This window comes from Sulfurospirillum sp. 1612 (assembly GCF_036556685.1).
Lineage (GTDB): Bacteria > Campylobacterota > Campylobacteria > Campylobacterales > Sulfurospirillaceae > JAADIZ01.
This window is the reverse complement of the sequence record NZ_CP140614.1, coordinates 1,886,998-1,902,798: the sequence shown is the minus strand read 5'-3', so window position 1 is coordinate 1,902,798 and position 15,801 is coordinate 1,886,998. Positions and strand designations below refer to the sequence as shown.

The window sequence follows — 15,801 nt, the reverse complement described above, 5'->3', positions numbered from 1 at the left end:
CTTTATAAGGCATTGAGCCATTCATCAAGATAGTGTTTTTTATTGGTCTCTATCTCTTTGTCATCGAGTAGGAGCATGTGCGTGGGTATGTACAAAGATTCAAATCCTTTAGGCAAGCCTTGTTTGGTTTTGATGACGGGATAGGCCCAGTTGGTTGTGGGGATAATATTGGCAAAAGTCTCACTGAGGGTAAACGCCAAAAACTTTTTTGCCAACGCTTTATGCGGCGATGATTTTAGTAAGGCAGAGACTTCGATTTGCGCATAATGCCCGTTTTTAAAAGGGGCGGCTTTATAGTTTGATTTGTGCTCTTCGATGATGTGATAAGCCGGAGAGGTCGTGTAGGACAATACCATCGCCGCTTCGCCTTTTAAAAAGAGGCCATAAGCCTCAGACCAACTTTTGGTGATGGTGAGAATGTGTGGTGATAATTGCCTCCAATAATCACCCGCTTTATCACCATAGACCGCCTTAATCCAGAGCAAAAGTCCCAAGCCTGGCGTGGATGATCTTGGGTCTTCGATGATGATTTTAAAATCTTTTGGCATTTTTAAGAGGGCATCAAAAGAGTGCGGGACCTTGTGGGTTTTATGGGCATCATAGACAAAAGAAAAATAGCTATAATCAAAGGGCAAAAAGATGGTATCATGCCATGCAATCGGAAGAGAGAGTGCGGAAGTATCGATACCATGTTCCATAAAGAGATGCGTTTTTCTAGCGATATTGGCAGAACTTTTGTCCAATCCCATCAAGATATCGGCTTTGGTATTTTTGCCCTCAAGTTGGATTTTGCGCAAGGCACTAATCGCACTGGATGTGGTGACAAACTTTAAATTACAATGATACTTTTTCTCAAAAGCCGCTTTGATTTTAGGCCCAGGCCCCCAAGAAGCAGCAAAGGAAGCATAAGCATATACTACCAAAGTGGGTTTTTCGCTTTGTGCTTGAAGCAAAGTGGTGAGCAAGAGGATGCAAAAGATGTATCGCCATGATGTGGATTTGTTTTTCATAATTATTTTACCTTTTTCCTACGCCCGCATTATCGGGATCAGGTTCATTCGATTCTAAAATAGAATGTGTTGGGTTTTATCTCAGCCATTATTGTGGGCACCCCATAAACAATACTAATGACTTGAATTATACAAACTTAGATTAAATTGCAACTTAATTTTCTCTCTATCATGATATGATTTTTATGGTTGAAATGATATGATTAGAACATGAAAAATATTCCAATAAAGAGATCATGAATGAGCAGATTAATCGCACATCTGGTGCAAAAGACAACGCTATCAAAACAGCAAATAGAAAATATTTTGAAATTATTACAAGATGGGGCTACGATTCCCTTTATCGCACGCTACCGAAAAGAGATGAGTGGTGGGGCGAGTGATGAAGTGTTGCGTGAGTTTGAGACGTTGTATCTTAGCAGCAAAAGATTATTAGAAAAAAAAGAAGAAATCACCCGACTGATTCAAGAGCGCGCCACTTTGAGTGATGCGATACGAAAACGCATTGAAGCGGCGGATAATCTGAGAGTCTTAGAGGATATTTATCGCCCCTTTAAAGAGAACAAAACATCACGTGGGGGTATGGCGATTGCTAGTGGTTTAGAGCCATTGGCGCAGCAACTCCAAAGCGGAAGGCATAGTATTGCAGCACTTCGTCAGCTGGCTCAGAATTTTTTAAATGAGACCATTACCTCGATTGATGCCGCTATCAAAGGAGCCCAAGATATTTTAGCCCAACGCTATGCAGAAGATTCTAACAACCGAGAGGCGCTTCGAGCGAGTATGCTTCGCTCTGGGATTATGGAGATTAAAAAAACAAAAAACTTTCAAGAAAAGGGTCTCTTTAAAAACTTTATAGATAAAAAAGAAAAGATATCCTACATACCATCGCATCGTTATTTGGCTATCATGAGAGGAGTTCATGAAAAAGAGTTGAGTGTTAAAATATCCATTGCCCTAGAGCGGGTAGAAGCAGACATCAAAAGACACACCATCCCCCACAATGCGGCAGATTCCAAGGCGCTTCTTTTTGACGCGTATTTAGATGGTTTTAAACGATTGCTTTTTCCTTCTATTGAGCGTGAAGTTCATGCGATTTTAAAAGAGCGAGCCGATGAAGCGGCTGTCACGGTTTTTGGTAAAAATTTAGCACAGCTTCTGCTCACGCCACCGGTGACAAAGCGTGTGATATTAGGGGTGGATCCTGCCTTTGTGAGTGGCTGTAAACTGGCTGTTATCGATGAAAACGGTAATTATTTAGAACATGTGGTGATTTATCCAACCGCACCCAAAAATGATTATGAAAACTCTAAAAAAACCGTAGCAAAACTCACAGAAAAATATCATATTAGGGCGGTGGCCATTGGAAATGGAACGGCCTCAAGAGAAACGCAAGAGTTCTTTGCCAAGCTCAATCGTGATGGTATCAAACTCGACTATACGGTTGTCTCAGAAGCGGGAGCGTCAATCTATTCTGCTTCAAAATTGGCACAAGATGAATATCCTATGCTAGATGTGACGATACGAGGCGCCATCTCCATCGCCCAACGGTTGCGAGACCCGATGGCTACTTTTGTGAAAATTGATCCCAAATCATTGGGAATTGGACAATATCAACATGATGTCAATCAAAAATTATTAGAAAAAAAACTTCGTGATATCACTACCGATCTTGTCAATCGCGTAGGGGTGGATATCAACTCAGCATCCCTCTCTTTGCTCTCTTATGTCGCAGGTATTGGGCCGAGTATTGCGGCAAATATCATAAAATATCGCAATGAAAATGGTAATTTTCGTACCAAATCAGATTTACTTAAAGTCAAAGGCTTGGGGCAAAAGGCCTACGAACAAGCGGCCGGATTTATCCGCATCAAAGAGGGTGAGAATCCATTTGACAATAGTGGCATTCATCCTGAGAGTTATACTATTGCCCAAAAACTTGAACCGATGGATTTGGACTCTATCAATCTCAATGCGTGTGCATCCACGTTGGGTGTTGGCGTGTTGACACTCAAAGATATTATTTTTGAACTGAAAAAACCGGGTTTTGATCCACGAAGTACATTACCGGCTATCCCTTTTAAAAATGATGTTACTGACATCACCATGATAAAAGAGGGCAGTGTGGTCTCAGGAATCGTGCGCAATATCACTGATTTTGGTGCTTTTGTAGATATTGGATTAAAACATGATGGGATGATTCACATCTCAAAGATGCGTGAAAAAAGAATATCCCATCCTCTGGAAGTCTTAGCCCTCAACCAATATTTGCCACAAATCACAGTCGTATCGGTTGATTATGAGACGGGAAAAGTAGGTTTGAGTCTTATTGAATCGTAATAATCATTGGAGGTATCATGAGGATTAAATCATTTTTTACACCCAATCCTGAGCATAAAAAGAAATATGGCTTGAGTGAAATCTTTCAATACCTAGGTCCCGGTTTGCTGGTGACTGTTGGCTTTATTGACCCAGGAAATTGGGCTTCAAATATAGCAGCGGGTTCGATGTTTGGATACACACTATTGTGGATGGTGACGCTCTCTACGGTGATGTTGATTTTGTTACAGCATAATGTGGCTCAGCTTGGTATTGTCACCGGAGATTGCTTGGCAGAATCTGCGATGAAACATCTCAATATTCATGTTGCGAGGTTGATTCTCTTAAGTGCATTGCTAGCGATTATCTCGACCGGATTGGCTGAAATACTCGGTGGTGCGATTGCATTACAGATGCTTTTTAATATTCCCATTGTCATCGGTGCGGTGATGATTTTGGCCGTAGTGCTGGTATTATTATTTACCAATACTTACAATAGGTTAGAAAAATTGATTATCGGATTTGTCTCAATTATTGGGTTTTCTTTTTTATATGAGATGAGTATCGTCACGATTGATTGGCCCGAAGCGCTCAAAAGTTGGGTGAGTATTAGCATTCCCGATGGCTCGATGATTATCGTCATGGCCGTACTGGGTGCTGTGGTGATGCCGCATAATCTTTTTTTGCATTCTGAGGTGATTCAAAGCAGACAATGGAACAAAGAAGATGCGACGATTATGAAAAAGCAATTAAAATATGAATTTACCGATACCTTTGTCTCCATGCTCATCGGCTGGGCCATCAATAGTGCGATGATTATTCTCGCTGCTGCTGCTTTTTTTGATAAGAAGATTGTCGTCAATGAATTAGAACAAGCCCAACACTTATTGAGTCCGATGCTAGGCTCCCAAGCCGCACTTGTTTTTGCTGTGGCGTTGTTATTGGCGGGGATTGCATCAACAATTACCGCAGGAATCGCAGGAGGGACGGTCTATGCGGGTGCTTTTAGAGAGCCTTATAATATTCGAGATATTCATACTAAAGTGGGCGTTGCTGGGGTGTTGATTTTTGCGACATTAATCATATTTTTGATTTCAAATCCCTTTAAAGGATTGATTTATTCCCAGATGATACTCAGTATTCAATTACCGATTACTGTTTTTTTACAAATTTATTTGACATCATCACAAAAAGTGATGGGTGTGTATAAAAATTCAAAATTAATGCAATTTTTATTGGTCAGCATTGGTGTGATTTTAACCATTCTCAATATTTTATTGTTTATCAGTTTTTTTTAAACACTGAGCATATCCTTATCAATCAAAATCAGCTATAATACGGGCATGAATAAACAACCCAATAACCCAATGCATAACATCACACTCGAACATATTGTGACATATTTATATGAATATTATGGCTGGGAAGAACTCGGCCGACGCATCAATATCAAATGTTTTAATATCGACCCATCGGTCAAATCGAGCTTAAAATTTTTAAGAAGAACGCCTTGGGCGAGAGAAAAAGTAGAAAAACTCTACCTTAAGACCATTTGACGATATGTTTGGTTTTGCTCCCAAAGAGTAAGATACGCCCATATCTGCCACCCCAAAAGATAAATAAAACAAGCCACGCACTAAAAGAGATGTCAAACAAAAAATTCATGTCCCATCCAAAGGCGATATTGACGCTATAGAGTGCTCTTGCAAGTACGAGAAATTGTGTAAAATAAAAGAGAAAAATAGCCATTTTATCAGCATGAATGACTTGCCCGGAGTGTCCATAGATGACGCGCGTCCCAAATCCGATTAAAATCGTAGTGAGAAATCCAAGTGCCAATAGGTGTACCCCTAAAAAATAAAATGATCGCTGCCAAAGTAACTCAGCAGAGAAACTAAGGGCTGAGAATAAAAAAGAAAAAGGAAACCAAAAGAGAGCAAGATGTAAAATCCACAAGATAGCAGGAGACCTAAGGGGATGCAGCCTCCAGCGTAAAAATTCGCGAAGCAGATAAACAAAAAGTGCAAAATCGACAAAAATTTCTGCTATTGTAAACTCAAATATCCGAAAAATACTCATCATGATAAACAAAAGAAACGTGATGGCGACAAAGTTTTTGTTTTTGGCGGCAGTTGATTGTGAAAAGGCCGGAACCATGCGTTGGGCGACACTAAAAGTCAAAAAGATAACAAAAAGATAAAAAGAGATGGTAATGGCACTCTTTTGTAATACAGGAATCACCAAACTCACACCAAATAAAAGGTTGCCTAAAATTCCAAGATAAGAACTCACTAAAATCCAAAATGAGTCTGATTTATTGGTGGCTTGACTGATTTCATAGATGTTTTGAAGTTTTAACACTATAAATATTTGAGATATCATGAGCAGAACAATCGCAAGGATAACACCACTTTTAAAAAGAAGAGCGCCTAATAAAAAAAGAATTGATCCTAAGACATTGGCATAAAAAATCGTGAGATAAAAAGATTTTTTGACAACGTGAGTGTGATTGAACTTGGGAAAAGTTGTCAACAAAAAGCCGATGAAAACATTCAAAAAGACCAAAAAAATCAAAGAATAGGTATGAAAAAGCAAATTTGATATTTGAAGGGCTAAGACCCCTTTGTAATTGAGAGCAAAAAGAAGCATCATGATAATCGCATTGATGACGCCAAGGACGAAAAAAGGCTGATGCGGTTGGGATAAAAAATAGTTTTGTTTTTTCTGTGCTGGTATGAACATTGATACTCCTGTAAATTAGTTTTACTTATGTTGTAACAAGAAAGTATACTCTAAATATTGATGATGCAGTTTGATATTCATCAAGATTAATGGCTCATTTTTCTAAAAGCTCTACGAACTTAGATACAATACACAAAAAATAAAGAGGAATCCAATGGATACAAAAAACAGCGAGACAACTCGTGCGAAAACAGCCAAGCAAATTCGTGAATCTACCAAACTCACCACTTCAAAATTGGCCGTAACATTAGGTCTCAAAACAAATGAACTCAATAAAATATTTGTAGCGATGGGGTATTTGGAGAAAAAAGGCAAAAATTTTACTCTGACCAAACAAGGCAAAGCCATGGGTGGCGTCATGAAATCAAACGGAACACGAGCGTATATTTTGTGGGATGAAAATACGACAATCTCTTAAACAGAATCGGTCTCTTTTTTATGTAACATACGGATGGTCTCATAATCCTCTTTTCTAAAAAAGTTGAGTAGATTATCAACCTCTTCGGAAGAGTGTCCGAGTCCTAGCAAGGTCTCAGCACCAAGACGTAAACTCCCCTCCACTGATTCAGGCATCGCCCATGTGGCACCATAATCGATTAAAATATCGCGTGTTTGCATGTTGCGCGTTCGTGAGAGAATGCGCAGTGTGGGGTAGAGGCTTCTTATATGTGAAATGATTTTGGATGAATTGTTGTGATTATCCACTGTCACGATGACCGCTTGCGCACGCTCTAAATTAATATGAGAGATAAAATTATAATCGCTCAACTCCCCATAATAAACATAACGGTCCTCTTCTTGTCCTAAAGCGACGCGTTTTGGATCAATATCAAATGCGATATAAGGGACATTGGCGTGTTGTAGCATGGTTGCAATCAATCGTCCCACTCGTCCGTATCCTGCGATGACCACGCCTTTGTAAAATCCATCAGGAACATAGGCTGATTGGATTTTGGGTGGAGTATCGTTGAATTTGATGGCCAATTTTTCTCCGAGATTGACGATGAGTGGTGTCAAAAGCATACTAAAGGATATGATAGTGATAGCTACGACAAACATCGTATCATCAATGACGCCCAATGCCTTGGCTGAGCCAAATAATACAAAACCAAATTCTCCACTTTGTGCCAATAAAAATGAGACAGAAATCGCCGTAGAGCGTTGGTATCCAAGATAGAGCATCAAGAGAAACAGCGTTGCGATTTTAATGCCCATAATGGCCACTAAATGTTGCAGCAAAATCACCGGATGATTCATGATGGAGGGCAGATCCACAGACATCCCCACCGCAATAAAAAACAGTGTCATCAGAAGCCCTTTATAAGGCTCAACACTGGCTTGAATTTGATAATGGTACTTGGAACTTGAGAGCATCATACCCATAATAAACGCACCCAACGCCATAGAGAGTCCGGCATGTTCCATCGCCCATGCGGCAAAGATGACAGAGAGCATCACGGTAAAAAAGAAAGCATCACGATTTTTGTATTTGACCAAATAATCTAAGAGTCGCGGGATAATGTATTTGCCCAAACCAATCAAAATACCAATCGATCCGATGGTGATAAAGATTTGATACCCTAGAGGATGACCTGTGGAGAGTTCCCCTTTGTCGGCCAAGATAGGTACCAAGGCTAAAAGCGGTACGACGGCCAAATCTTGCATCAATAAAATCGCAAATCCACTTTTACCGACATCTGAATAAAAGATTCCTTTGTCTTGGAGGATTTGCATCACAAAAGCAGTCGATGAGAGGGCAAAAGTCAATCCGATGATGAGAGCAGCCTGCCATGAAGAGGCATAAAAAAGACTGTAAAGATAAATCAGTGAACCTGAGAGCAAAATCTGCCCGCTTCCTAGCCCAAAGACCTCTTTTCGCATACGCCACAGTTTTTTAGGTTGCATCTCTAAGCCGATTACAAAGAGTAAGAGTACGACACCAAATTCTGTGATATGCCGTACGGTATCGACCTCTTTGGTTAAAATGGGACCAGGAGAATAGGGCCCCACGATGACTCCCACTAATAACAATCCTAAAATACTGCCAAGACCTAATCTTTTTGAGAAGGCCACGAGCAAGGTAGCGACTGCAAATAAGTATAATGTTGAAGTCAAGAGCGCACTGTTTGTCATGGGAAGCCTTAATCCTACTTTTGTCGAAAATTATGTTGTTTGTTGATTTTTTGTTATTATATACAAATAGTGAGAATTATCAAAGAGACAGCCTGTATATTTTATCGATTTTTTAGCCGTATCTATGATTTTTTTGTGAGAGTTAGATAAAATATCTCCAATAAATTTTGAGAAAATCTATAACATCAAAGGATTGTGAGTTTGTATGGAAAAGATGATTGAGACAGAAATACTCGTAGTCGGAGGTGGCCCAGCAGGAGCATCAGCCGCACGATATTTAGCGAAGGGTGGTAAAGATACCATTTTGATTCAGCGTCATTTAGCGTTTAAAAAGCCCTGTGGCGGTGGTCTTCGTATGGATGCGTTTGAAACCTTTGAATTAGATCATGATCTCATTCAAAAACGTGTCAATACCATAACATTAGTTTACAAAGATAAAAGAGTCCTCGTAGATATTTCCCACGCCCCCTTAGCGATTGTAGATCGTGTAGCATTTGATACTGCATTGCGAGAAAAAGCAGTACAAGCAGGGGCACAGTTATACGAAGCACGCTGGATTGATTGTGAAATTTTTGATACGCATATCGTCTCCAAAATCAAACAAGCAGACCGCTATGTTTTCGTGCGCTCACGTTATCTCATCGCCGCCGATGGGGTTAATTCAAAAATTCGCCAACGCATCAACAAAGACCACGTTCCCTCATTACTCACATGTTATGCTGATATTCACTCCCAAAGCTATGATACCTGCGCTTTTCATTTTGGCTCCAAAGTTGCAGGTCAGTATTATGCTTGGGCCTTTCCTCATGCGCAAGGAGCCAATATCGGCACGGTTGTTGGTTGTGAGACCACACTCACACAACTAAAAGCGCAATTGCATATCGATACTCCCACAAAAAATCGTGGCTATGCGATTCCTGAATTTGAAAATAATCTTTTTTATAAAAATCGTGTTTTTTTTGTGGGAGATAGTGCGTCTCAAGTGCTACCTTTTACCTTTGAAGGGATTTATTATGCGATGGCTTCGGCGAAGATTTTAGCCGATGTCGTGAGTGAAGACCAAGCACCCAAAGAATACGAAAAGCGCTGGAATGAACACTATGCCAAAGTATTTATGACGTTGCGACGCTTACAAAAAATCTTCTTATATAATGATTTTATGATTGCTATCATGATGAGACTCTTCAAGCACCGTTACATCCAAAAACAGATGGTTGAATTGTGGAGAGGAAAGCGTGATGTGACTCTTGATTTTGGCTTTTTTATTCGTGTGTTAAAACGACTGCTATTGAGAGATTAAAGTAGAATTTTTATTTAGGAAAAGGCGCTATAATGTGCGATAAATCGATACAACGGGATGTTATGAAAGCAGACAATAACAGTACAAAAAACAGTACAAAAAACAGTACAAAAAACAGTAGTGTAGGATTATTAGGTGCGATAGCTATTGGTGTGGGTGGCATGGTTGGCGGCGGTATCTTTGCGGTCTTAGGGGAAGCGGTCTCCTTAGCTAGCGGCGCTACTGCAGTCGCTTTTTTGGTTGCAGGATTGGTCGCGTTGTTGAGTTCCTATTCGTATGCCAAACTCTCCGTTGCTTATCAAAATCGAGGCGGTACGGTGGTATTTATCGACAATGCTTTTAAACACAACCTGCTCTCAGGTGGCATCAATCTGTTTCTATGGCTAAGCTATCTTGTGACGATTTCACTCTATGCGAGTGCCTTTGCTTCTTATGGTCTGACTTTTGTTCATGATGGTGAGAGTATGACGTGGTTGCGCCATGTGTTCATCAGTTTGGCGATTTTATTGCCAGCGGGGATTAATCTGCTCAATGCGACTTTTGTCAGCAAATCCGAATCAATCATCGTGGCGATTAAGATTATATTATTGGTGATTATTATATTTTTTGGCGCCTCTCATGTGGATATGAACCGCCTCTCTGTGAGCCATTGGGAATCTCCCCTTTCTATCATTGCCGCAGGGATGATTATCTTCGTGGCTTATGAGGGATTTGAGTTGATAGCCAATACCGCAGAAGAGATCAAAAATCCCACAATCAATCTCCCCCGAGCTTTTTATGGGTCAGTCATTTTTGTGATTTTGCTCTACCTTTTGATTGCCGTGATTACGGTGGGGTCAGTTTCGCAGAGTGAATTGATGGCGGCCAAAGATTATGCGCTGGCTATTGCGGCGAAACCCTCTTTGGGTCATGTTGGTTTTGTGGCGGTTTCCATTGCGGCTTTGTTGGCGACGTTTTCGGCGATTAATGCGACCATTTATGGCAATGCAAGATTGGGTTATATTATCGCAAAAGAAGGAGAGTTACCACAAGTATTAGATGAACAAAAGCGTGATATCCCGATGATGGGCGTCATCATGACCACACTGATTAGTCTTTTTATTGCCAATACCATTGACCTCAAAGAGATTGCGATTATCGGAAGTGCTGGATTTTTATTGATTTTCTCACTGGTCAATATCAGTGCGTACAAACTCTACCGCCATATCAATGGCAATAAAATCCTCATCATGATCTCTTCTATTGTGAGCGTGTTGTCCTTGTTGACACTCTTAGGGCATACCTATACCAAAGACCCCAAAGCGATTGTCGTGTTTTTTGTATTTATCATACTTTCTATTGGTTTTGAATATTTTTACGGCACATTGGTACGGGGACATTTTTTCAATAGAAAGTACAAATAATGACATAAAAAAGTCAATAAGTTTGCTACAATACTGTAAAATTTTTGAGTCTAAAAAGGCAGTATAAAAGATGACAAAAAATACGCGCTCCGTGCTTCAAATTTCCTCACTTTTTGTCGCGATTGGGTTCTTGGCTCTTGGCTATGGTATGATTTTTACCTATATTGGTATCTATCTCAAAGGAGAACATATCAGCAATGCTGTGATTGGGATGATTAATGCAGCGTTTTTTATGGGCTCGATTGCTTCTTCTATCTTTAGCCAGAAAATCATCTCACAAGTGGGACATATTCGCAGTTTCTCCGCTTTTGCTTCTGTGATGGTGGTGACTTTTTTATTGCAAACGCTTTTCTCCAATGAAATATTGTGGGGCGTGTTGCGATTTTTCGCCGGATTTGCATATTATGGATTGTTGATTATCATCGAGAGTTGGCTCAATGAAAAAAGTACCTCCGATGATAGAGGGATGGTTTTGGCTACTTATACGGTCGTGTTTTATCTATTTACCGCCATTGGGCAATTTTTCTTATCTTTTGATATTACCTTGAGTGAGACTGTTTTTATCGCAGGGTCCGTTTTAGTGCTCTTCTCTGTGGTAGCCATTGCGCTGACGAAAATCAAAGAACCGGTACTAGAGCCTCTTGTTCATTATAGTTTTCCCAAAATCTACTCCATCGTCCCTTTGGCTTTGAGTGCTTGTTTTTTGGCTGGTATTTTTGTGGGCGGATTGTTTACGATGGTGCCGGTTTATATTTTGACGCTGTTTCACTCTGTTGAGGTGGTGTCATATTTTATGATCATGACATTGTTCGGAGGCTTGCTCTCGCAATGGCCCATTGGTATGCTATCGGATAAATTTGGAAGACGGAAATTAATCGCAGGATGTGGATTTTTTACTGCGATTATTTCGATACTGTTTTTATTTGCCACGCATCATATTCTCGTGATTTATATTTTGGGATTTTTATTTGGATTTGCTATGTTTTCAATCTATCCTCTTGGTGTTGCACGAGCCAATGACGTGGTGGACGAAAACAAAAATATTGTCGAAATCAGTCGTGCGCTGTTATTTGTTTATGGTGTAGGCTCGTTTATGGCTCCGGCATTTATGGGCTTTTTGATGGAATATTTTCATGGGGCTATTTTCGTGATTTTCTCTCTTTTGGGAATCTTTCTGACTTTTTACGCACTCTCTAAAAAACGAGTGGCTGATGATGATATGAGTGTCTTTGTCTCGATGCCAGTGACCTCAGGGGCTGAACTTTCACAACTTGATCCAAGAGTTCCATAAGCGCGTCTTCCTATACGATAAGGGACAAACGCACTATCATAGAGAAAGAGTGCTGTGATGCGAATACTCTAAGCGTTGAAAGCAGGTTTTTATTTTTTGGCTAAAAAGAGTTTGATTCCCAAGGCAATCATGACCGAACCTGAGATAAAATCCAAACTGCGTCGCACGATAGGTTTGAGGATAAATCCATTGGCAGAATGCAAGGTATAGACCAACAATCCTTGCCAGAGGGTTGCGATGATAAAATGCAAAGATGCCAAAAACATCGATTGTGCGAGTGCTGAGTGATGGGGCGCTATAAATTGGGGTAAAAACGCCATATAAAACACGATAGTCTTAGGATTGAGAACGTTGGATAAAAATCCCTCTCGCAACGAGCGCCAAAAATAAAACTCGCGTTTGACGGTTTGGATGTCTTTTTGTTTTTTAAAATTCCAAAAGGCTTTGAGACTGTGAAATCCTAACCATATCAGATAAAGCGCCCCGATGGTTTTGAGGATGGTAAAAGCGGTGAGCGAGTAGAGTAAAATAGCAGAAATACCCACTGCAGATAAAAACGCATGAACAAACAATCCCAAGCAGATGCCCAGACTTGAAGCAAGCCCATCTTTAGCGCCACCTCTTAAGGTGTTGCGGAAGATCATCATCGTATCGACGCCCGGTGTCATCGTCAAGATAGTAATGGCAATTAAAAACGTCCAAAGAGAGAGGGGCATTATTGATTCCTTCTACGGTCTTTTTTTGCCTTTTTTGCCTTCGCTTTGGCTTTGGCTTTTTTTGCGTCACTGACTTTTGCGGTATTGGAGTTGATGGCTCCGGGTTCTCGTTCTTTTTGTTTTTGTGAGGCGATGAATGATTTTTTTTGTTGGTTGTATAATGCTGCTAATTTATAGCCGTTTTCCATCTTTACACTGTTGTTGGTGATATTTCCCATAGATATCCTTATTTTCTAATGAGCTATTTTAGCGTTTTTATACTAAATTTTAGGCAAATTTATACAAAAAGTGTTCTTAAAAACTTTAGAAAATATGGCATAATGTCAAAATTAAAAGGAGAAACGATGCCCATAGGGAAAAAAAGTTCTAAAGTGTTTATCACAATAATCGCAACGGTGGTGATACTCGCAGGAGCAGGTTATTATTTTATGGAACAAGCGCAACAAAAGGCAGTTGCGGGATTGACCCACGCACTTCAAAAAGGACAGATTCAATATCATGATATTAATTGTCGAGGAATCCTCTCGATGACCTGTCATGTGAATCACGTATCGTTGGGTGATGGTACTAAAATTGAACAAATTATCTTCAAAAATTTTGAACAATTTGCTACAGTAGCAGAAGAAAAATCTGCGAGTATTAATCTCAATATTGAGCTGAAGGGAATCGATTCAGATACGACGAATTTCCAAAACAAAATGATGCTTTTCACTATGATGACCGGGAAACATCTCTCTCAAACCGATGCGATGCATATCGAAAAAATTGCCAGACTCTTAGTCCAAGGTGATATGTTCATCAAGGGACATTTGGAGTTTGAAAATAAAAAATTACATCGATTTGATGATTTTGGTTTTGTCTATGACAACAATCTTTTTCCTTTTGATTTAATCGTGAGTGGTTCAGACAAACTTGGAGCAAAACAAGACCCTAGAAATGTCTCCTTTACGAAGATTCAATTCGGTATGGATTTACAACACAAGAAAGAGACGTTTGCCAAAATTTACAAGATTCTTTCTTCAAATCCAAAACTCACAGATGCTATGATTGAAAATCAATGGCATAAATTTGTGACAAGAATATTGATGAATATTCAAAAAAAGAAGGCAACCCTCAGCGATCCTTTGGCTCTTGATCTTTTAAATACTGTGGAAAATGTTTTGAAAGACAACAAGCGTCGCATCACGATGATTGTACGTAGTAAAAATGCCACAGGTATTAGTGCTATGGATATTATAAATAATAGTAGAAATAAAAAATTCTTATTAGATCATGTTGATTTGAAAGTGACAAACTAAACGACAATCTTTGCGTAATCTAATATAAAAATGGAGTATAACGATGAGTAATATAGTGTTTTTAAATGGTGATTATCTAGAAAAAGAAGATGCAAAAGTATCAATCTTTGATAGAGGATTTCTTTTTGGTGATGGGATTTATGAAGTGGTTCCTGTTATTAATTCAAAAGTTGTGGATAAAGCACCGTTTTTTGAGCGATTTGAAGGAAGTTTGAGCAAAATAGAGTTGCAATCTCCTTATAATCGCGAAGAGGTTATGGAAATCTTGAATACCTTGATTGAAAAAAACAATTTAGTAGAAGGGGGCATTTATATGCAAGTGACTCGAGGGGTTGCACCGCGAGAATTTTTCTTTCCGAGTGATACTCCGAGCACTTTTATGGCTTTTATTTTCAAAAAAGAGATTATCCATACGCCTTTAGCAAAAAGCGGTGTGAAAGTCTCAAGTGTCACCGATATTAGATGGAAACGACGGGATATCAAATCCATCTCACTTCTAGGACAAGTTCTTGCCAAAGAAGAAGTTCATCAAAAAGGTGCTTTTGAAGGTTGGATGATTGAAGATGGTTTTGTCACAGAGGGAACCTCTTCATCGGCCTATATCGTTAAAGATGGCGTGATTATCACGCGCCCACTTTCCAATCTCATCCTTCCGGGAATTCGCCGCAAGATTTTGATGTCTTTGACAAAAGATCATGATATCAAAGTAGAAGAGCGACTCTTTACTTTAGAAGAAGCGCTTGATGCCGATGAGGCCTTTATGTCAAGTGCTACGGTATTTGTATTGCCAATTATCGAGATTGACGGTCAAAAAATCGGCGATGGAAAACCCGGTCCTATGGCAACAAAACTACGTGAATTATACGTCCAAGCCGCTTTGGAAGAAGCCAATAGCTAAACCAACTTTAGGATGAGAGCGCCTCATCCTAAAATCCTCTTTGTATCTTTTGATTAAGTTGCTGAATATTATCTTTAATATTGCCGGCAAATATAGCACTCACACAGCAAAGCATATCGGGTTGGTGATGATTGATGGATTGAATCGTTTGGATATTGATACCGCCGATAGCACACACAGGCAGTGAGAGGTGTGCTTTGGCTTGTGAGAGAACTTCCATCGGAAAGACGCCTGCATCGGGTTTTGTTGGTGTCGGGAAAAAAGCACCAAATGCGACATAAGTCGCTCCCATCTTTTGTGCCTCTTGTGCCATTTCAAGACTACCATAACAAGAGACTCCAATCATCCCATCTGTAAATATTTGACGTGTTTTGCTTAGGCTCATGTCATCTTTTCCTACATGCAGACCATCGGCATTGATTTTTTGTGCAAGATAGGGACGGTCGTTGATGATGAAGGCTGCCTCATACCGTTGACATAACGCTTGCAAGGTAGCGCAAGTTTGTTCAATCTCCTCATCCTTGTGTGTCTTATCCCGATATTGCAAGATTTTGATGCCACAATCTAAGGCCTCATGACATTGGTCTATAATCGTATTCTCTGGTGTCAATCGCTCATCTGTGATGGCATACAAGCCTTTTAATCGTTTGGGCACGATACTTCCTTTTTGATAAAAATATATTGATATTTT

At 39.8% G+C, this 15,801-nt stretch carries 15 protein-coding genes and 1 riboswitch; of the genes, 9 read left to right on the top strand and 6 right to left on the bottom strand.

Annotation, left to right across the window (positions count from 1 at the left end; genetic code table 11):
* Positions 1-2: 2 nt before the first annotated feature.
* Positions 3-1,010 carry a thiamine ABC transporter substrate binding subunit gene (thiB, locus tag SFB89_RS09445; RefSeq protein ID WP_331774438.1) on the bottom strand — a complete coding sequence of 336 codons (1,008 nt, stop codon included), beginning with the start codon at positions 1,008-1,010 and terminating at the stop codon, positions 3-5.
* Positions 1,009-1,125: riboswitch (TPP riboswitch) on the bottom strand. Its footprint overlaps the gene before it by 2 nt.
* Before the next feature lie 125 nt (positions 1,126-1,250).
* Here thiB and SFB89_RS09440 point away from each other — a divergent pair.
* From SFB89_RS09440 to SFB89_RS09430, 3 genes are read left to right on the top strand one after another with little or no spacing between them, the layout of a single operon-like run.
* On the top strand, positions 1,251-3,350 hold the full coding sequence (locus tag SFB89_RS09440) for a helix-hairpin-helix domain-containing protein (RefSeq protein WP_331774437.1): 2,100 nt from the start codon (positions 1,251-1,253) through the stop codon (positions 3,348-3,350).
* Between the two features lie 17 nt (positions 3,351-3,367).
* On the top strand, positions 3,368-4,627 hold the full coding sequence (locus tag SFB89_RS09435; protein WP_331774436.1) for an Nramp family divalent metal transporter: 1,260 nt from the start codon (positions 3,368-3,370) through the stop codon (positions 4,625-4,627).
* 45 nt (positions 4,628-4,672) lie between these two features.
* Positions 4,673-4,885 (top strand): VF530 family protein, encoded by a 213-nt coding sequence (locus SFB89_RS09430; protein ID WP_331774435.1) that lies wholly within the window; start codon positions 4,673-4,675, stop codon positions 4,883-4,885.
* Here SFB89_RS09430 and SFB89_RS09425 read toward each other — a convergent pair.
* Positions 4,872-6,071, bottom strand: coding sequence for an NnrS family protein (locus tag SFB89_RS09425; protein WP_331774434.1), 1,200 nt, complete (start codon positions 6,069-6,071; stop codon positions 4,872-4,874). The two genes, SFB89_RS09430 and SFB89_RS09425, sit on opposite strands and share 14 nt — an antisense overlap.
* A gap of 154 nt (positions 6,072-6,225) precedes the next feature.
* Between SFB89_RS09425 and SFB89_RS09420 the strand changes: the two genes are divergently transcribed.
* The gene (locus SFB89_RS09420; RefSeq protein ID WP_331774433.1) at positions 6,226-6,489 is read left to right on the top strand and encodes a hypothetical protein; all 264 of its coding nucleotides are present in this window, start codon (positions 6,226-6,228) and stop codon (positions 6,487-6,489) included.
* Here the strand turns inward: SFB89_RS09420 and SFB89_RS09415 are convergent.
* Positions 6,486-8,204: a cation:proton antiporter domain-containing protein gene (locus tag SFB89_RS09415; protein WP_331774432.1), complete on the bottom strand. Its 1,719-nt coding sequence runs from the start codon at positions 8,202-8,204 to the stop codon at positions 6,486-6,488. The two genes, SFB89_RS09420 and SFB89_RS09415, sit on opposite strands and share 4 nt — an antisense overlap.
* Before the next feature lie 205 nt (positions 8,205-8,409).
* Between SFB89_RS09415 and SFB89_RS09410 the strand changes: the two genes are divergently transcribed.
* The 3 genes from SFB89_RS09410 (at position 8,410) to SFB89_RS09400 (ending at position 12,198) form a co-directional block, all read left to right on the top strand.
* Entirely contained in the window at positions 8,410-9,504 is a 1,095-nt protein-coding gene (locus SFB89_RS09410; protein WP_331774431.1) for a geranylgeranyl reductase family protein, read from the top strand.
* Positions 9,505-9,536: 32 nt separating this feature from the next.
* Complete coding sequence (locus tag SFB89_RS09405; RefSeq protein WP_331774430.1) at positions 9,537-10,907, top strand: APC family permease; 1,371 nt, start codon at positions 9,537-9,539, stop codon at positions 10,905-10,907.
* Positions 10,908-10,977: 70 nt separating this feature from the next.
* The gene (locus SFB89_RS09400; protein WP_331774429.1) at positions 10,978-12,198 is read left to right on the top strand and encodes an MFS transporter; all 1,221 of its coding nucleotides are present in this window, start codon (positions 10,978-10,980) and stop codon (positions 12,196-12,198) included.
* 89 nt (positions 12,199-12,287) lie between these two features.
* On the opposite strand, the gene SFB89_RS09395 is transcribed toward SFB89_RS09400, so the two are convergent.
* Together SFB89_RS09395 and SFB89_RS09390 are read right to left on the bottom strand one after the other, a co-directional pair.
* Positions 12,288-12,914: a LysE family translocator gene (locus SFB89_RS09395; protein ID WP_331774428.1), complete on the bottom strand. Its 627-nt coding sequence runs from the start codon at positions 12,912-12,914 to the stop codon at positions 12,288-12,290.
* Positions 12,914-13,132, bottom strand: coding sequence for a hypothetical protein (locus tag SFB89_RS09390; RefSeq protein ID WP_331774427.1), 219 nt, complete (start codon positions 13,130-13,132; stop codon positions 12,914-12,916). Before SFB89_RS09390 ends, SFB89_RS09395 begins: the two co-directional genes overlap by 1 nt.
* 126 nt (positions 13,133-13,258) lie before the next feature.
* Here SFB89_RS09390 and SFB89_RS09385 point away from each other — a divergent pair, with 126 nt between their 5' ends.
* Together SFB89_RS09385 and dat are read left to right on the top strand one after the other, a co-directional pair.
* On the top strand, positions 13,259-14,212 hold the full coding sequence (locus SFB89_RS09385) for a hypothetical protein (protein WP_331774426.1): 954 nt from the start codon (positions 13,259-13,261) through the stop codon (positions 14,210-14,212).
* Between the two features lie 43 nt (positions 14,213-14,255).
* On the top strand, positions 14,256-15,110 hold the full coding sequence (gene dat / locus SFB89_RS09380; RefSeq protein ID WP_331774425.1) for a D-amino-acid transaminase: 855 nt from the start codon (positions 14,256-14,258) through the stop codon (positions 15,108-15,110).
* Between the two features lie 28 nt (positions 15,111-15,138).
* Here the strand turns inward: dat and thiE are convergent, their stop codons facing one another.
* The gene (gene thiE / locus SFB89_RS09375; RefSeq protein ID WP_331774424.1) at positions 15,139-15,765 is read right to left on the bottom strand and encodes a thiamine phosphate synthase; all 627 of its coding nucleotides are present in this window, start codon (positions 15,763-15,765) and stop codon (positions 15,139-15,141) included.
* Positions 15,766-15,801: the final 36 nt, after the last annotated feature.